An 18,837-nucleotide genomic window follows, 5' to 3' on the forward strand; every position below is an offset into this window, starting at 1 on the left:
AGGCGGCATCCGGCCATAAAATGGCCGGGTGTCGCTGGTGTATTTGGATTTTCAGGCATCGCGCTGCAGGCGGCAGGGCTGATGCCGGCGGGACCTACCCGAGGGAATGGGGGTCACGCAGACTTGAGGAGACGGCGATGAATCAAGAGGTGATGAATCTCTTCAATACTCAGGCTCCCGCGCAGACTTTCGATCAGATCAAGATCTCGATCGCGAGCCCTGAAAAGATTCTGTCATGGTCCTACGGTGAGATCAAAAAGCCGGAGACCATTAACTACCGCACGTTCAAACCTGAGCGTGACGGCTTGTTCTGCGCCCGCATCTTCGGTCCTATTAAGGACTATGAGTGCTTGTGCGGTAAGTACAAGCGTATGAAATATAAGGGCGTTATCTGTGAGAAGTGTGGGGTCGAGGTCACGCTTGCGCGCGTTCGGCGTGAACGCATGGGTCACATCGAGCTGGCTGCCCCTGTTGCCCATATCTGGTTCCTAAAGTCTCTTCCGTCGCGTATCGGTCTGTTGCTCGATATGACGCTGAAGGATCTTGAGCGTATTCTTTATTTCGAGTCATATGTTGTGCTTGAGCCCGGCCTGACGCCTCTCAAGATGCATCAGCTGTTGACCGAAGAGGAGTTTATGCGTGCGCAAGAAGAATATGGCGATGATAGCTTTACCGCTCAGATTGGCGCTGAAGCAATCCGTGAAATTCTGCGCGCTCTTGACCTTGAAAAAACTGCTATTGAAATCAAGGAAGAGATTGCTACAACCACGTCCGAGCTGAAGCCTAAGAGGTTGATGAAGCGTCTCAAAATCATTGAGGCGTTCCAACTATCTGGCAACAAGCCAGAGTGGATGATCATGACGGTTGTGCCCGTCATTCCACCGGACCTGCGTCCACTCGTGCCGTTGGATGGCGGTCGCTTTGCGACGTCTGATCTGAACGACCTTTATCGTCGTGTTATCAACCGTAACAACCGCCTCAAGCGCCTCATTGAGCTACGTGCGCCGGATATTATTATCCGTAACGAGAAGCGTATGCTTCAGGAATCGGTTGATGCATTGTTCGATAACGGTCGGCGCGGTCGCGTTATCACAGGTGCCAACAAGCGTCCGCTTAAGTCGCTTGCGGATATGCTGAAGGGTAAGCAGGGGCGCTTCCGTCAAAACCTTCTCGGTAAGCGAGTCGACTATTCTGGTCGTTCGGTGATCGTGGTCGGTCCTGAAATGAAGCTGCATCAGTGCGGCTTGCCGAAGAAGATGGCGCTTGAGCTGTTCAAGCCGTTCATCTATGCACGGCTCGATGCCAAGGGACTGTCTGCAACCGTTAAACAGGCCAAGAAGCTTGTTGAGAAGGAAAAACCGGAAGTTTGGGATATCCTCGATGAGGTTATCCGTGAGCATCCCGTGATGCTTAACCGCGCGCCAACATTGCACCGTCTAGGCATTCAGGCGTTTGAGCCTGTGTTGATTGAAGGCAAGGCCATCCAGTTGCATCCGCTTGTTTGCTCGGCTTTTAACGCCGACTTCGACGGTGACCAGATGGCTGTGCACGTTCCTCTGTCGCTTGAAGCGCAGTTGGAAGCACGTGTGTTGATGATGTCGACGAACAACATTCTGCATCCTGCAAATGGTCAGCCGATTATTGTGCCATCGCAGGATATGGTGTTGGGGCTTTACTACCTTTCGATTCTGGCGGATGGCGAGCCAGGTCAGGGTAAGGCCTATGCGGATCAGGATGAGATCGAGCACGCGCTTAATGCAGGTGTTATCACTTATCATACCAAGATCCGTTATCGTTGGATCGGGGTTGATGAGAATGGTGCGAGCATATCGAAAATCTACGAGACCACGCCTGGTCGCGTGTTTCTTTCACGTCTGCTGCCCAAGCATCCGAAAATCACTTTCGATGTCGTCAATAAACTGATGACCAAGAAAGAAATCTCGGGAATGATTGATGCCGTCTACCGTAACTGCGGACAGAAGGAATCAGTGATTTTCTGCGATCGCATTATGTCACTGGGTTTCTATCACGCGTTTAAGGCAGGCATCTCGTTCGGCAAGGACGACATGGTTATCCCGGAAAACAAGTGGGAGATCGTTGATCATACCCGCGTTCTGGTGAAGGACTATGAGCAGCAGTACAATGATGGTCTGATTACCCAGGGTGAAAAATATAATAAGGTTGTCGATGCCTGGGCGAAGTGCTCGGACAAGCTTGCTGGCGAAATGATGGCGCGTATTTCTACCGTTCAAAAAGATGAAAACGGTCGCGACAAGCCAGTAAACTCGATCTATATGATGGCGCACTCCGGTGCTCGTGGTTCGCCTGCGCAGATGAAGCAGCTTGCCGCAATGCGTGGTCTGATGGCGAAGCCGTCGGGTGAGATCATTGAAAGTCCAATTATCTCGAACTTCAAGGAAGGTCTTGATGTTCTTGAGTACTTCAACTCCACTCACGGTGCTCGTAAGGGTCTTGCTGATACCGCGTTGAAGACCGCTAACTCTGGTTACCTGACACGTCGTCTTGTCGATGTGGCTCAGGATGCTGTAATCCGTGAAACAGATTGCGGTTCCGACCGTGGCATTTCGATGCGTGCTATCGTTGATGCGGGTCAGATCGTGGCAACACTTGCTTCGCGTATTCTGGGCCGTACAGCTGGTGAGGATCTGATCGATCCAGCGGGCAACGTTATCGTGCCAATGGGCGTGATGATCGAGGAGAAGGATATTGCGGCGATTAACGCTGCGGGTATCCAGCAGGTGAAGATTCGTTCAGTGCTGACCTGTGCGTCACGCAATGGCGTTTGCGCTACCTGTTATGGTCGTGACCTGGCACGTGGTACGCCTGTTAACCACGGTGAAGCTGTCGGTGTTATCGCTGCTCAGTCTATCGGTGAACCAGGTACGCAGCTGACAATGCGTACCTTCCATATTGGTGGTGCGGCAACAATTGCTGACCAGTCATTCCTGGAGACGAACTTCGAGGGTGAGATCAAGTTGCGTAACCGCAACGTGGCTCGCAACTCTGATGGCGATCTCGTTGTTATGGGCCGTAACGTTGGTGTTATGATCCTTGGACCGGATGGCAAGGAGCGCGCTGTGCACCGTGTGCAGTACGGCTCGCGTCTGAAGGTTGATGATGGTGATCAGATCAAGCGTGGTCAGCGTGTGGCGGAATGGGATCCCTATACCCGCCCTGTGCTGACTGAGATTGATGGTACGATTGCGTTCGAAGATCTGCTCGAAAATATGTCGATGTCTGAAAGCATCGATGAGGCAACTGGTATCGCTAAGCGTGTTGTGATTGACTGGCGTGGTTCAGCCCGTACGGCTGATTTGCGTCCAGCTATCGTCATCCTTGGACCAGACGGCAAGATTGCCAAGCTGGCCCGCGGCGGTGAAGCACGCTACCTCCTGCCAGTCGACGGCATTATTGCTGTTGATCCAGGCACGAAGGTCAAGGCAGGTGACGCGCTCGCGCGTATTCCGCTGGAAAGCGCCAAAACGCGCGATATCACGGGTGGTCTGCCACGCGTTGCTGAGTTGTTCGAAGCACGTCGTCCGAAGGATGCTGCGATCATCGCCGAGAAGTCGGGTACGATCCAGTTTGGTCGCGATTACAAGAACAAGCGCCGCTTGACACTGACGCCGCATGACGGATCGGAAGCAGTTGAGTACCTGATCCCGAAGGGTAAGCACATCCATCTGCAGGATGGCGACGTCATCGAGGTTGGTGACTTCATTGTTGACGGCAACCCTGCGCCGCACGACATCCTTGCCATTAAGGGTGTGGAAGAGTTGGCTGCCTATCTCGTGAACGAGATCCAGGAAGTCTACCGCCTGCAAGGCGTGCATATCAACGATAAGCACATCGAGGTGATTGTTCGCCAGATGCTGCAGAAAATTGATATCACCGAACCAGGCGATTCCGAGTTCCTGCAGGGTGAGCAAGTCGATCGCACCGATTTCCGCGATGTGAACGAAAGGCTCATTGCCGAGAACAAGAAGCCTGCTGAGGGTACGCCAGTACTTCTTGGTATCACCAAGGCGAGCTTGCAGACGAAGTCGTTCATCTCGGCGGCATCGTTCCAAGAGACTACCCGAGTGCTTACCGAAGCTGCTGTCAACGGCAAATCGGACACGCTGGAAGGCCTTAAGGAAAATGTCATCGTCGGCAGTCTGATCCCGGCTGGTACGGGTGCCATCGCTACGAAGTTGCGCGAAATCGCAACCCGTCGCGATGAGCTCATCCTTGGCCAGCGCGCACAAGAAAGCAGCATTGCTGCAAAGGCAGCTGCGCGCACGGTGGCGGAGCCAGCGGTCTTTGAAGCGGTGCCGTCGCTCTCGGAGCCTCAGCCCGATATCTGATCGCCCATAGCTGATCAGTTGAAACAGTAAAAAACCGCCCGCAACTTGATAGTTGCGGGCGGTTTTTTATTTGGCATGTTGTGATTAAAATTATGCGGGAAGTTGAAGATAGCTGCTCTACAGTGCGGTTTTGATGGATCAGCGCTACATTTTAATTTTTATATCGTCCGGCCACCTGCATTAAAGTTGACCGGCAACAGAATGCAAACAGCTCTAGGTTCCGCGTGGTTTTGCGCGTGCTGTCGCAACTGCCTTTGCGGGCTCTTCAGGCCAAACGTGCTTGGGATACCGGCCGCGCATATCTGCCCTCACGCCGGCCCATGAACCCTGCCAAAAGCCGGGGAGGTCACGCGTAATCTGAATTGGCCGATGCGCTGGCGATAGAAGTTCCAAGGTTAGTGCTATACGCCCATGTGCCAGGGTGGGGTGCTCGCTGAGGCCAAACAGTTCCTGTACGCGCACGGCGATAGAGGGATTGTCCCCAGAGTAATCCACAGGGATGCGAGAGCCTGTAGGTGCGGTGAAATGAGTTGGTGCATCACGTTCTAATGTTTGTTGGGTATCCCAAGGCAACATTGCTTTAAGAGCGGTATCGAGGATGTCAGCACTGATATCCGCTAGTGATGTATAACCTGTTAGATAAGGTGCCAGCCACGTTTCAATTGCGGATATCAGGGCTTCATCTGAAAGATCTGGCCAGAGTGCACTCTCGCTGTCGGCTTCACGCAGGAACATCACACGCGTGCGCCATTGGGTAAGTGCTTTGCTCCACGGCAGATTTACAATACCAAGTGAAGCGATACCCTGGGCAAGGGCGCGGGCAGAATTATCGTCTGTGGGAGTAGGTAAGGGGCGTTGCTCCAGAACAATGGCACCTAGCCGGCGGATATATCGGCTGCGCAAAGCTTTGGCGCTATTGTCGAAGATGGTTTCCGTTGCTTCTGTAATGCGCGATCCCGCGCCCCGTTCAATTTCTTCCAGCGTAATTGCTGCGGCAGAAACAATGCGGGCTGAAGCGGCGGAGCCGACAATTTCGGCTACTGCAAGGAAAGGCTCGCGGGCCAGCCGATCGCTGGGATCAAGCCTTGCACCGCGACCATTGGCGAGAATGTAAGCGCCATCCCGGCCGCGTGCTTTGGCAATGCGATCCGGAAATGCGAGTGCGAGCAAGGGGCCTATTGGCTCTTCGCGTGTGCCGTTTGGTCCACCCCAGTTTCGTGCCAGGCGCCGCATGTCATTGGCACGGGATGAACGATCACGGCGGAACTGAGTGATACGCTCACTCAAATCAATCGCATTGCCGCCAAGGCCGCGCTCAACAAGAACGGCTGCGATTTCCGCCGCGCGAGCACTATCACCGGTACGGCGCGCTTCCACAATCATCCGAGCGAGACGTGGCGGCAAGGGTAGCGCTTGCAGTGCAGAGCCTAGTTCTGTGATGCGATTGTTGGCATCAAGCGCATTGATAGATTGCAATAGGCGGCGCGCCTCTATGATGGCTGCAGCTGGCGGGGAATCTAGAAAGGATAGTTTTGCGGGATCATCCACGCCCCAGGCTGCGCAGTCCAAAAGCATTGGAGCGAGATCAGCGGAGAGAATTTCCGGCGTTGAGAAAGGCGCTAATGCGCCGTTTGCCGCTTCCTCCCATAAACGCAAGCACACGCCGGGCTCAGTGCGTCCTGCGCGGCCACGGCGCTGGTCGGAAGCCGCGCGTGAGGTACGCACGGTTTCAAGGCGCGTGATACCGATGTCGGGCTCGAAGCGGGGAACACGCGTAAGGCCCGCATCGATAACAACCCGCACACCTTCAATCGTTAGTGATGTTTCAGCAATTGTGGTGGCAAGCACAATTTTACGCTGCCCTGGAGGGCTTGGCAAAATTGCGAGGTTTTGTGCTGCGCGGTCCAGTTGGCCATAAAGCGGCGCGATATCCACAGCTTGCCCACTGGCAGCAGTTGCTGTGAGCCGCTCGCGTAAGAGCGTTTCGGTGCGTCGAATTTCTCCTTGTCCGGGCAGGAACACGAGAATTGAGCCTGTTTCGTCCTTAAGTGCCGTGCGAATGGCTGCAACGACATCTTCTTCCAAACGCTTGCTTGGGTCGCGGCCTATGTACCGCGTTTCGACCGGGAAGGCGCGGCCTTGCGCTTCAATCACGGGCGCTGGTTTTTCCTCATTGGCGAGTAATGTTGCAACACGGGCGCCGTCGAGAGTTGCTGACATCACGAGAATACGCAAATCCTCGCGCAATCCGGCCTGTGCGTCGAGGGCAAGGGCAAGACCGAAATCAGCATCAAGGGAGCGTTCGTGAAACTCATCGAAGATCACAGCAGCAATGCCAGTCAACTCTGGATCATCAAGGATCATGCGGGCGAATACGCCCTCTGTGACGACCTCGATGCGGGTGCGTGCACTGATTTTCGACCCAAGCCGAACACGTAGGCCGACAGTCTCACCCACTTCTTCTTTTAGGATTTCTGCCATGCGTTGAGCTGCGCCCTGGGCTGCAAGGCGGCGTGGTTCAAGCATAATGATCTTGCCGCCATTGCCCCATTCTGCATCCAGAAGCGCTAATGGCACGCGTGTGGTTTTGCCTGCTCCCGGAGGCGCGACGAGCACAGCGTTTGGGGTGCGCGCAAGTGCATCCTGCAATGGTGCGAGAACAGCTTCAATTGGCAACGATGAGGGGCTGATAATCATGGGTTCGGAGGCTGTCGAATCATGTGCACTATCATGCATGGCAATTGAATTGGCGTTACCATTGTCATCGAACTGTCTAATGCCTATGCTTTTTATGAGGGGAAGAGGCGGTTCGAGTCCCTAATGCCCTGATTTCATGGTATCAAGTCAAATATCTGCTGCAGGTTTATGCAGACAAGTTTAATACCGTATCAAATTACTAAAGCGGGTTCATATTAACCGCGATTGACGCTAAGGGCCATGGGCGAGCACAATTGGTTGGTTCAAACGGCGCGGTGAGGGGCAGGATGACAAACTATCCATTACACAAAAAGGGCAGGATGCCCGATGTCGCCACCGCGATTCAACCCGCTGGCCGTGTGCCAGCTTTTTTGCAACCCAGTGCATGGGCCAATCCGAAAGCGTGGGGATGGGTGCAGAACAGCCGTTTTGGTGCAGCTTCGAAAGGTGAGTCGCTCGATACAAGTGGCCTCGATCCTGTTCTGGGGCGCATCGGTTCACTCGAAGTGCGACTCGCGACCACCAAGCGTGAGGTTCGTCAGGCTCAGCGTTTACGCTATCGCGTGTTCTATAATGAAATGTCAGCAGTGCCCAATGCGGCTTGCCGACTGGCGCAGCGCGATATGGATCATTTCGATGCCATCTGCGATCACTTGCTGGTGCTTGATCACGATGGACCGCGCAAAGCTTTTCGTGCGTACAAGCCCAAGGTTGTCGGCACCTACCGCTTGCTCCGGCAGGAGGTGGCAGATAGGTTCTTCGGCTTTTATACTGCCAGCGAATTTGATGTTAAGCCGCTGATCCAGGCGAATCCGAATCTGCGATTTCTTGAGCTTGGCCGTTCATGTGTGCTGAAGCCATACCGTAACAAGCGGACAGTTGAGCTGCTTTGGCAAGGCATCTGGACTTATGTGCAACATCACCGCATTGATGTGATGTTCGGCTGTGCAAGCCTTGAGGGCACTGATCCGGCCGCAATGGCGCTGCCGCTCAGCTTCCTGCATCACTTTGCGCGCTCTCCGGAAGAGTGGAACGTCAAGGCGCTACCGGATCGTTTTGTGGGAATGGGTCTTATGAGTAAAGATTCCATCGATGCTAAAGCAGCGTTGCACAGCTTGCCGCCATTGATCAAAGGCTATCTGCGTCTAGGTGGTTCGATTGGCGAAGGTGCTGTGATCGATCGGCAATTCGGCACCACGGATGTGCTTGTCATGCTGCCGGTTAAAGCAATCAATCCGCGTTATATTGGGCATTTCGGGGCGATGGTGAGCCGCAAGAGCGGCTGATTTTATCGCCCACGCTCAAGGATGCGTGACACCACGCGGGCGGTGTAATCTACCATCGGCACGATGCGTGAGTAATTGAGGCGTGTTGGGCCGATCACGCCGACAACACCCAGGATTGTCTGTGTAGAATCGCGGAAAGGCGCTGCGATCATTGAAGAACCGGAAAGCGAAAATAATTTGTTTTCCGAACCGATGAAAATGCGCACACCTTCACCACCTTCTGCGCGCGATAGCAGATCAATGACATCCTTCTGCGTTTCCAGATCAGCAAAAAGCAGCCGGATGCGCTCAAGGTCTTCTGTTGCCTTGAGGTTCTCAAGCAAATTAGCCTGGCCGCGTACAATGAGCTGACGTCCGTCTTTTGGGCCGACGCTAACCGCGAGTCCTGCATCAATAAGCGTGGACACGAGGGCATCGACCTCTTCTTCCATGCTGGAGCGGCGTTCTTCTACTTGCGTACGCAACTCGCCCAATGTGAGGCCGCGAATGCGGGCGTTGAGAAAATTGCCAGCTTCGATTAGCGCGCTTGAGGGCAGGCCGGGTGGTAGATCAAGCAGGCGATTCTCCACGCCGCCATCCTCGCCCACCAGCACTACGAGCGCATGGGTGGGATCGAGGCGCACAAACTCAATGTGTTTCAGCTGCGGGTTCTGCTTGCCGGTTACCACCACGCCGGCCCCACGCGTAAGGCCGGAAAGCATAGCGGTTGCTTCAGACAATACATTATCAAGTGAGGCGTTGGTTGCAGCCGCAGCGACTTGCGCTTCGATACGGCGCGTTTCATCTGCATCGAGGTCGCCAATCTCCAACATGGCATCGACGAAAAACCGAAGGCCACGCTCGGTTGGCATGCGCCCCGCACTGGTGTGGGGGGCATATAGCAAGCCCTCGCGCTCCAGATCCGACATAACATTTCGGATGGAGGCTGATGACAGGGAGATTGGCAGAATGCGCGCGAGATTGCGCGAACCAACCGGCTCCCCGGTGGCAAGATATCCTTCAACAACCCGCCGGAATATTTCGCGCGAGCGCTCATCGAGATCTGCGAGCAGACGCGCGCTGTCCGGGCTTCTGAATGGATGATACGGAGTACTCATAAAATTCTCACCATCACATGATTATGGCCATGAAGGTTTGCGCTGCAAGAGCGAGACGTGCCGGATTTGCCTCAATACGCGTGTTTTTCATGTCAAAGCGCGATTGGGCTTGTCGCACGCGCATCAGATGCTACAAGCCGGTCAGCAATTCATTATGTAAGGACAAGGTCGTGAGCACCGTTATTCGCCCATCAAAACGCGCCTCAGACGAGATGCGCAAGGTTACGCTGGAACGTGCTGTCGCGCGCTATGCTGAGGGCTCGTGCCTCGTGAAGTTCGGTGAGACGCATGTACTGTGCACCGCCTCACTTGAAGAGCGCGCACCACCATGGCTGCGCGGGCAGGGACGCGGTTGGGTCACGGCAGAGTACTCCATGCTGCCTCGCGCCACGATGGAGCGCACACGTCGCGAGGTGACATCCGGCAAGCCTTCAGGCCGCACGCAGGAAATCCAGCGCTTGATCGGTCGCAGTTTGCGGGCCGTTGTCGACTTGCATGCTATTGGTGAGCGTCAGATCGTGGTGGATTGCGATGTGCTGCAGGCCGATGGTGGTACACGTACAGCTGCGATCACCGGCGCATGGGTGGCGTTGCATGATTGCCTTGAATGGATGAAGGCACGCGCAATGCTCTCGGCCAAGCCGCTGAAAGATCATGTCGCGGCAGTTTCTTGTGGCATCTACAAGGGCCAGCCAGTTCTTGATCTCGATTACCTGGAGGATTCTGCTGCGGAGACGGATTCCAACTTCGTGCTGACAGGCGCTGGCGGTATCGTTGAGGTGCAGGGCACGGCAGAAGGTGTGCCGTTTAGTGAAGCAGAGCTTATACAAATGCTCGCAATGGCTAAGGCTGGTACATCACGGCTGGTTGAGCTTCAGAAGATGGCGGTGGCATAATGGCGCGCAAGCTTGAGGGGCGACTGGTTGTCGCTTCGCATAATCCGGGCAAGTTGCGGGAGATGCGTGAGCTTCTCACGCCCTTCAACATCGAAGTGGTATCGGCGGCCGAGCTCAATCTGCCGGAACCGGATGAAACCGGCACCACATTCGCTGAAAACGCTGCGATCAAGGCCCATGCAGCCGCACAGGCTACGGGGCTGCCAGCTTTTGCTGATGATTCGGGCTTATGCGTTGCAGCGCTTGACTGCGCACCAGGCATCTTTTCTGCACGTTGGGCGGGGCCTGAAAAGGATTTCAGGGCTGCCATCAGCCGTATCGAGCGCGAGCTTGTTGTGCGCGGGGCAATGTCTGATGCGGATCGTCGTGCTCACTTTGTGTCAGCGCTGGTCGTTGCATGGCCAGATGGGCATGAGGAATTATTTGAAGGGCGCGTGTATGGCACACTCGTGTTTCCGGAGCGTGGCACGAATGGCTTTGGCTACGATCCCATCTTCCGTCCAGATGGTCACGAAACTACTTTCGGCGAGATGACATCTGAGGAAAAGCACGGCCGCTTGCAAGGCGATGGCCTTTCGCATCGAGCGCGGGCGTTTAAGAAGCTTTCTCAGGCGCTTCTGCCATAAGCGGCGAAGTGCAGTTTTACGGCTGATTAGTGCAGTGATTGAGTGACTGATGTTAAAAATTGAGCAAGAAATTCTACCACTGACTGGACTGCGCTTTGTCGCTGCATTTTATGTGTTTTTGTTTCACATCCACATTCGCTGGCCGCTCGCTAATGACCCGTTCCTGAATAATATCCTTGGGCAAGGCGCTATCGGCATGAGTTTGTTTTTCATGCTGTCGGGTTTTGTGCTTGCTTATCGATATGCCGATGGATGCAGCTCATTGAAGAATTATCTCACCAACCGCTTTGCCAGAATCTATCCAATTTATGTTGCTGCAGCGCTTGTGACAGTGCCGTGGATTGGCATCAGTTTTGGTGATGGCTCGTGGGCTGATCTGTCGCGTGGGATTGGACAGTTAGGGCTACTGATCACTGCCAACATCCTGTTAATTCAGGCGTGGTTTCAACAATTCTTCAGTTTGTGGAATAATGGCGCTAGCTGGTCTATCTCGGTCGAGGCATTCTGCTACCTGATGCTGCCGTTCTTCTTGCCGCAGTTAAAACAATTGTCGGCAAAAGGCTTGTGTATTGCGGCGGCAGTATGCTGGTTTTTGGCAGTTTTTCCGGGGCTTGCTGTGGCATTGTTCGATGCGCCCTTTAACGCCATATTCTATTCGATGCCGATTTTTCGGTTGCCAGAGTTCCTAATCGGCGTATGCATGTTGCTTCTGATACGTCGAGGCCATGCATATCGTCTGGGCGTGATTGTTCAGGCAGCGCTCATTGCGATCTTGCCTATATATATAGGGATAGCTGGGCAGTGGATGCCCCTCTATGTGGGCCATAACTGGGTCGTATTGCCGGTAATCGCTTTTGCAATTTTCTCATTGGCTAACAGCAAAGGTGCTATCGCGGCATTACTATCCAGCAGTTTGTTCGTGTGGCTTGGTAAGATCAGTTATTGCTTCTACTCATTCCAAGCGCTGGTGATTTTGTTCCTGCTGTATAACCATGCCGAAGTTGTTAGCACGATGCCTATTTTGGCCAATAATTATATCTTGGCGATCGTTGCGTTTGTGCTTCTCGTTGCTATTTCCGCGCTTGGATATTACGGGATCGAAGAACCCGCACGGCGCTGGATCCGACGCACTTATCGTGATGATGCGCCGCGCAGCATTGAAGTCGCGCAAAATGCTGTTACATAAGCCAAATGAAGCTGAAGCGATTTTTTATTCAGTCGTTTCAGTTCTTTTCTCGTAAAAACGCAGCGATGGCATCAGCAAAAGTCTGGCCGTAGCGTTCCAGTTTATGCTCACCCACGCCTTGAACGACGCGCATAGCGTAGAGATCTGTGGGTTTGAGGCGCGCCATATCGATCAGTGTGCGGTCTGGGAACACGATGTAGGCCGCAACATTTTCAGCACGTGCCAGCTCAAGGCGGATGCTCCGCAAGTGCTGGAAGAGCGCATTTTCTGCTTCTGTCAGGTCTGTTTCCACCTCGGCGCGTGGGCTTTCACGCCGGCGCTTAGGCTCTTCCGCTACTGCGCGTAATGTCAGGCTCTCGCGGCCAAAGAGAATTTTTTCGCCCTTATCCGTCAGGCGATACCCGCTATATTGCTCGCCTGTTTCATTGACTGCGCCAGTGGCGAAAAGCTGCCTGATTATTGCCTGCCATGCACGCTTGCTCTTTTCACGCCCAACGCCAAATGTTTTCAGCTGATCATGGCCAAGACGCGTAACGGTGTCATTGATGGTGCCGGTAAGAATATCGGCAATATGCCCTGCACCGAAGCGCTGGCCGGTGCGCGCGATGGCTGAGAGCACCTTTTGCGCATCAATGGTTGCATCGTAAAGACTAACGCCCCCGCGACAGAGATCGCATCCGCCGCACGGCTCGCTGCCTTCGCCGAAATATGATAGCAGCGACTGACGGCGGCACGTGGCGGTTTCGCACAATTCGATCATTGCACCGAGGCGTTGATGCTCGATGCGGCGGCGCTCGTCGTCAATGTCCTTATCGTCGATCTGTCGGCGGCGTAGCGCCATGTCGGAAGCGCCATACAGCGTCAACGTCCACGCGGGTAAACCATCACGGCCCGCACGCCCGATTTCCTGATAATATCCCTCGATGCTGCCGGGCATATCGGCATGCGCTACAAACCGCACGTCTGGTTTATTGATGCCCATACCAAAGGCAACAGTCGCTACCATAACGACGTCGTTCTCCTGCAGGAACTGATCCTGCCGTTGACTGCGTGTCGTATGGTCGAGGCCGGCATGATAGGCGAGGGCGCGGATACCGCGTTGAGAGAGGCTCTCTGCAATATCTTCCGTGCGTTTGCGTGCCGACGTATAGACAATGCCGCTCGAACCTTTATGCGACTGAACGAATTCGGCAATCTGCGCAACAGGACGTTCCTTGGCCGCGAACCGCAGGTCAAGGTTGGGCCTATCAAAGCTATGCACCACGATATGCGGCGGGCGCGGAAACAGCTGCTGGACGATATCTGCCCGTGTCGCGCGATCTGCGGTTGCTGTTAGCGCAATGGTTTGTGGTGAACCAAGTTGCTCGCGCACCTGTTTGAGGTTGCGATAATCGGGCCGGAAATCATGCCCCCATTGCGAAACGCAATGAGCTTCGTCGATAGCCAAACGGCAAATGCCGCTATCGCGGAGCACTGCCACCATATTGTCGCTGGCGAGTTTTTCTGGGGAGACGAAGAGCAGCTTCAATGCGCCGGTGCGCATGGCGCGCCACGCTGCGCGATTCTCGTCTTCGCTGTTAGCTGAGTTAATGGTAGCCGCAGCAACGCCGAGTGCTTTTAACTGCCCCACCTGATCGCGCATCAGGGCAACCAGCGGTGAGATGACCAGCGTCATGCCTTTCTCATCGGTAAGAGCTGGCAGCTGATAGCACATCGATTTTCCGCTACCGGTTGGCATAACGGCAAATACGTTTTCGCCATTGAGGACAGCCGCAATGACTTCGTCCTGACCCGGGCGAAAATCATCATATCCGAATACCGATTTCAGGACTGCGCGCGCACGATGCGCGCGTTCTGGGCTGACGGGTTTTACCGCTGCCGAAGAGGCTGCCATCATGAACGCGTAGCCACCACAACTGCAGCGCCAGCCATCACTGCGCTTGTCGCACGATTAACGACTGCCAATGCACGTGGGCTGGTCAACAGACGACGCGCACGAGCTGCTGCGATGACATATGCGGAAAAGACAACCGCGAGAACCGCAAAAGTGACGATTGAGAGTTCTGCAAAGGTCAGAGGCGTTACGGCATTTAATGGAATGAAACCGGGCAGCAGTGCCAGATAGAACATCATTGCCTTGGGATTGGCGAGGCCAACCATCAACCCACCGAAAAACGCTGGAAAGCCACCTTCTCGCACCTCAAGCGGTGCAGCAGAGATGGTGCTAACAGGCCTTGTCCAGAAACGCCATGCGAGCCACAGCAGGTAAGCTGCACCCAGGTATTTAATGGCAAGAAATACACCCTGAAATGTCTGCGCCAGAACTGCCAATCCTAGCACGGCAAGTGAAAGCCAGATCACATCGCTCAAGATGATGCCAACAATAAAGGGCGCAAGCCCCCGTGTGCCGCGTGCCAGCACGCGCGCCACAATCGCCGCAACTGCGGGGCCGGGAACAGCTGCGGCTATGGCCAAAGCTCCAGCGAAGATCACAAGGGCAGCGATGTCGATGCCGGGCAAGGGGCGCTCCTGAGAATAGCGAAGCAGAGTGCTTCGCAAATCATGTGCTTATTGCAATAGCCTGTCCAGGGGTTACGAGGCAAGTGATCGCAGAGGTTGGCAGGTCCGCAAACAATGCAAGGTCAGCGCCGGTCATAAAAATCTGACTACCCAGCTGATCGAGTGCGCCAAACAAGGCTGCACGCCTACGCGGGTCCAGATGGGCGGCAACCTCATCAAGTAAAACAAGTGGTGCAATGCCGCTCATCGTGGCTACCAAACGGGCATGCGCCAGAATGAGACCAATGAGCAACGCTTTCTGTTCGCCAGTTGAGCATTGACTTGCGGGAATGTCTTTTGTGGCGTGACGGACGGCCAGATCGCTTGTCTGCGGGCCAATGAGCGCACGCCCTGCGGCACGATCGCGCATGCGCGAAGCGTGTAGCAGCCGACGAAATTTATCCTCAACCTCGACGGCGGGATAAACAGCAAGTTCGTCCTCAAGAGTGCCAATTAACGCACTTTTTGCCGCTGGAAAGGGAGATGCATCATCATGGCCAGCATCAATCAACGCTTGCAGTCGCCCAACAGCCTCAAGCCGTGCTGCGACAACAGCCACACCTAACTCGGCCACTTCTTGCTCTATGGAATCAAGCCAGCGTGTATTGGAGGGGGCTTCATCAAGCACGCGGTTGCGTGAGGTGAGGGCGCGTTCATAAGCATTGGTGCGGGTGCCGTGGGTGGCATCAATTGCAAGCACGAGCCGGTCGAGAAAGCGTCGCCGATCACCAGCGGCGCCCATGAACAAGCCGTCAAGCGCGGGCGTGAGCCAGACAACACGCAGATATTCTGCAAAAGCCGCAGGAGAGGAAGCGGGCGCGCCATCAATGCGACATTTGCGAGCTGTTGAGCCAGGTTCAAGCCCTGTGCCCAAACGCGTTTCGCCGGTGGAAGCATCCAGCGTCAATGAGATGGCAAAACCACCATTCCCTTTAACGCACGCCATTTCAACATATGGTGCACGACGCAAACCACGACCTTGGGTGAAGAGTGACAGCGCTTCAAGCAGGTTGGTCTTGCCTGCGCCGTTCTCACCCGCAAGCGCAACGATCTTCGCATCGGTTGCGAGATCGAGCGCTGTGTAACTGCGAAAATCTGAGAGTGCCAGCCGCGTCACCCGGCGGTGCGCGGGCGCGATCTCAGACACGCATCGGCATCAGGACATAAAGGGCAGCTGCGCCCTCGCGATCCTGAACAAGAGTAGGAGAGCCAGGATCAGCCAACAAAAGTACGGCCGTATCGCCATCAAGTTGACCTGCTATATCAAGCAGATAGCGGGCATTAAAGCCGATTTCGAGCGCATCTGATTCGTACTCGACTTCAATTTCTTCCGTCGCACTGCCCGAATCGGGGTTGGTAACGGAGAGCGTCAGCTTGCCCTCGGTGAGTGCGAGCTTCACGGCGCGCCCACGTTCGGACGAAATCGTTGATACACGATCAACAGCCGTCGCGAACTCAGCCCGATCAACAACAAGGCGCTTGTCATTGCCTTGGGGAATCACACGCTGGTAATCAGGGAACGTGCCATCGATGAGCTTGGAAGTGAGCACTACGGTGTCGGCGGTCAGGCGAATTTTGTTTGCTGACAGTTCAACCTGCACTTCGCCATCAACGCCATCGAGGAGCTTATGGATTTCGGTTACAGCCTTGCGCGGCACAATCACGCCAGGAATGTCATGAGCACCTGCTGGCGCATCAGTTTCGATACGCGCCAGACGATGGCCATCAGTCGCTACCGCGCGTAGTTTCGTGGTACCATCCGTTTCAAAGGCATGGAAGTAGATGCCGTTGAGGTAATACCGGGTTTCTTCCGTCGAAATCGCGAACTGCGTCTTGTCGATCAAGTTCTTGAGTTCTGCAGCCTTAATCGAGAAGGTATGTGGTAACTCACCGGCGGCCAGATCCGGGAAATCGCTTTCAGGCAGCGCCTGCAGTGTAAAGCGTGAACGTCCCGCGCGGATGACAACCTGCGAACCTTCTTGTGCGCTTTCCAGTGAAATCTGGGCACCGTCCGGCAATTTGCGGATGATGTCATAGATCACGTAAGCGGGAACAGTGGTTGCACCCGCAAGAGCGACATCGGCGGCGAGTGTTTCCGTCACCTCGAGGTCAAGATCGGTTGCCCGCAGGCGTAAAGTGCCGCCTTCAGCGCGTAACAGCACGTTGGACAAAATCGGAATCGTATTACGCCGTTCCACAACCCGGTGGACATGGCCGAGCGATTTAAGGAGCGCAGCCCGCTCGACGGTGACCTTCATCGACACTTCCATTCAACTGCAACGCTACAACATCCCTGCACTGTCACGATTACATAAGATCGAAATCAGACCGGGCAGGGACGGCACAATGGCGTTTACGGCACATAAGTGCAAGAGGAGAAAGAGCGAACAATGCGCTTTCCTGGTATGATATTGCGCACAACATAGGGTGCACGAGCAATAATAAAGAAACTTACTCTTGCAGCATACGCTTAAGCAGCTCGACTTCTTCTTTCAGACTCGTATCGTCACCAACTGCTTTTTCGATTTTGCGCACAGCATGAAGCACGGTGGTGTGGTCGCGACCGCCAAACCGGCGACCAATTTCCGGCAGTGACCGCAACGTTAAAATTTTGGACAAATACATTGCAATCTGTCGTGGCTTCACCACGGCGGCGGTGCGGCGTTCCGACAGAATATCCGCGCGTGAAACATTGAAGCGGCTTGCTACGAGCTTCTGAATGTCTTCAATCTTGACCCGGCGCGGTTCGCGGGTGCGGATCAAGTCGCGGATAGCAACTTCAGCCGTTTCAAGCGTCAACGCAGTGCCAGTCAAGGTTGTGTGAGCAAGCAAGCGGTTTACTGCGCCATCGAGATCACGCCCGTTCGTGGCAATAACACGTGCAACGTATGCCACCACAGGTGCGGGCACCTGGAAGGTTGGATTTACGCTCTGCACAGCATCGATTCGCGATGCAAGAATGCGTGCGCGCAGATCTTCATCAAGGGAGTTCACCTCCACCACAAGACCACCTGCGAGGCGCGAGCAAACGCGCTCATCCAGTGCATCAAGTTCTGATGGTGGCCGGTCTGCAGCGACAACGATCTGGCGACCCGCATCAATAAGCGCATTGATAGTGTGGCCAAATTCCTGCTGGATTGATTTCCCCTGCAAGAACTGCACGTCATCAATAATCAGCAAATCAATGCCGCGCAGCTTCTCCTTGAATGCTAATGCGTTCTGAGCCTTCAGCGCGGAAACGAAGCCGTACATAAAACGATCGGCGGTCAAATAGATGATGCGCTTGCCTTGCATTTGCGCTTCGTGAGCAATGGCTTGCAGCAAATGGGTTTTACCAAGCCCAACCCCCGCATGCAGATAGAGCGGATTATAAAGGGCGGTGCCACTTGCGTGGCGTGCCACGCGCTCAGCCGCAGCGTGGGCAAGCGCGTTCGAGTTACCGATAATGAAGCTTTCAAAAGTCAGACGGTTATCGAGTGAATTACCGCTCAAATCGTTTGTTTGTGCGGGCTCTTGCACAAAAGTAGCTGTTGGTGCCGGGCGCGTTGCGGGCTGTTGAACCACCACCCCTCGTGGGGCACTGCTGGAAGCTGCAGCACGTTGAGCCTCTGCATTACGTGCCTGTGCAGCGGCCTGATTGGCACCCTCGCGGCCAACGGCATCGCGGACGCTGAAGCTGACGCGGGCCAGATCAGGATACTCAGCTTTATAAAGTGTGAGTACGCGATCAGCGTAATGCGACTCAATCCAGCTCTTCAGGAAGCGCGTTGGCACCGTCATGAATGCAGTCTGACGCGAGACCGATTCGAGCTCAAGTCGACCAAACCAGCTTGCAAACACATCTTCGCCGAGTTCGATGCGCAGTCGGCGTTTCACCCGTGGCCAAGCTGCCTCCGGGGATGCTTCTGGATCGGGTATTGCATCACTATCAGCGCATGACAGTGCATCCAAGGCGCGGAAGGAGGCCGGATTTTCACCGTCCTGATAGCCGCTGGCGTACTTCGCACTGTCATCAACTTTAAACATGGTTTCGACGCTCCGCCTTGAATCATGAACCTGACGCTTTGCGCGCCCGTTCTGACTACTTGTTATTGCATCCTCCTGTCACCTTTGACGTTCGCCC

At 54.8% G+C, this 18,837-nt stretch carries 12 protein-coding genes; 5 read left to right on the forward strand and 7 right to left on the reverse strand.

The features are described 5' to 3' along the window. The first annotated feature begins 137 nt into the window (after positions 1-137). Positions 138-4,367 (forward strand): DNA-directed RNA polymerase subunit beta', encoded by a 4,230-nt coding sequence (gene rpoC / locus VRZ32_RS06970; protein WP_414524945.1) that lies wholly within the window; start codon positions 138-140, stop codon positions 4,365-4,367. A 213-nt stretch (positions 4,368-4,580) separates the two neighbouring features. Here the strand turns inward: rpoC and hrpB are convergent, their stop codons facing one another. Continuing rightward, positions 4,581-7,103 carry an ATP-dependent helicase HrpB gene (gene hrpB / locus VRZ32_RS06975; RefSeq protein WP_414524946.1) on the reverse strand — a complete coding sequence of 841 codons (2,523 nt, stop codon included), beginning with the start codon at positions 7,101-7,103 and terminating at the stop codon, positions 4,581-4,583. A 248-nt stretch (positions 7,104-7,351) separates the two neighbouring features. Between hrpB and VRZ32_RS06980 the strand changes: the two genes are divergently transcribed. After that, positions 7,352-8,350 carry a GNAT family N-acetyltransferase gene (locus VRZ32_RS06980; protein WP_414524947.1) on the forward strand — a complete coding sequence of 333 codons (999 nt, stop codon included), beginning with the start codon at positions 7,352-7,354 and terminating at the stop codon, positions 8,348-8,350. Between the two features lie 2 nt (positions 8,351-8,352). Here VRZ32_RS06980 and hrcA read toward each other — a convergent pair whose 3' ends face one another. Then, a complete protein-coding gene (gene hrcA, locus VRZ32_RS06985) occupies positions 8,353-9,447 on the reverse strand; it encodes a heat-inducible transcriptional repressor HrcA (protein ID WP_414524948.1) in 1,095 nt (364 codons plus the stop codon). 182 nt (positions 9,448-9,629) lie between these two features. Between hrcA and rph the strand changes: the two genes are divergently transcribed. The 3 genes from rph to VRZ32_RS07000 are packed head-to-tail and all read left to right on the forward strand — an operon-like array spanning position 9,630 to position 12,155. After that, positions 9,630-10,343 (forward strand): ribonuclease PH, encoded by a 714-nt coding sequence (rph, locus tag VRZ32_RS06990; protein WP_414525071.1) that lies wholly within the window; start codon positions 9,630-9,632, stop codon positions 10,341-10,343. Continuing rightward, positions 10,343-10,969 carry an RdgB/HAM1 family non-canonical purine NTP pyrophosphatase gene (gene rdgB, locus VRZ32_RS06995; RefSeq protein WP_414524949.1) on the forward strand — a complete coding sequence of 209 codons (627 nt, stop codon included), beginning with the start codon at positions 10,343-10,345 and terminating at the stop codon, positions 10,967-10,969. The genes rph and rdgB overlap by 1 nt, the downstream gene beginning before the upstream one ends. Before the next feature lie 49 nt (positions 10,970-11,018). After that, the gene (locus VRZ32_RS07000) at positions 11,019-12,155 is read left to right on the forward strand and encodes an acyltransferase family protein (protein ID WP_414524950.1); all 1,137 of its coding nucleotides are present in this window, start codon (positions 11,019-11,021) and stop codon (positions 12,153-12,155) included. A gap of 37 nt (positions 12,156-12,192) precedes the next feature. Here the strand turns inward: VRZ32_RS07000 and recQ are convergent, their stop codons facing one another. The 5 genes from recQ to dnaA all read right to left on the reverse strand — a co-directional run bounded on the left by recQ (position 12,193) and on the right by dnaA (position 18,740). Beyond that, entirely contained in the window at positions 12,193-14,052 is a 1,860-nt protein-coding gene (gene recQ, locus VRZ32_RS07005) for a DNA helicase RecQ (protein WP_414524951.1), read from the reverse strand. After that, positions 14,049-14,675, reverse strand: a complete 627-nt coding sequence (locus VRZ32_RS07010) for a LysE family translocator (RefSeq protein ID WP_414524952.1) — start codon at positions 14,673-14,675, stop codon at positions 14,049-14,051. Before VRZ32_RS07010 ends, recQ begins: the two co-directional genes overlap by 4 nt. Positions 14,676-14,715: 40 nt before the next feature. Beyond that, positions 14,716-15,861, reverse strand: a complete 1,146-nt coding sequence (gene recF / locus VRZ32_RS07015; RefSeq protein ID WP_414524953.1) for a DNA replication/repair protein RecF — start codon at positions 15,859-15,861, stop codon at positions 14,716-14,718. Next, positions 15,854-16,972 (reverse strand): DNA polymerase III subunit beta, encoded by a 1,119-nt coding sequence (gene dnaN / locus VRZ32_RS07020; protein ID WP_414524954.1) that lies wholly within the window; start codon positions 16,970-16,972, stop codon positions 15,854-15,856. The genes recF and dnaN overlap by 8 nt, the downstream gene beginning before the upstream one ends. A gap of 193 nt (positions 16,973-17,165) precedes the next feature. Next, the gene (dnaA, locus tag VRZ32_RS07025) at positions 17,166-18,740 is read right to left on the reverse strand and encodes a chromosomal replication initiator protein DnaA (RefSeq protein WP_414524955.1); all 1,575 of its coding nucleotides are present in this window, start codon (positions 18,738-18,740) and stop codon (positions 17,166-17,168) included. Positions 18,741-18,837 lie beyond the last annotated feature (97 nt).

Origin of the sequence: Pseudochelatococcus sp. G4_1912, from assembly GCF_047501465.1 — a bacterium.
GTDB lineage: Bacteria > Pseudomonadota > Alphaproteobacteria > Rhizobiales > Beijerinckiaceae > Pseudochelatococcus.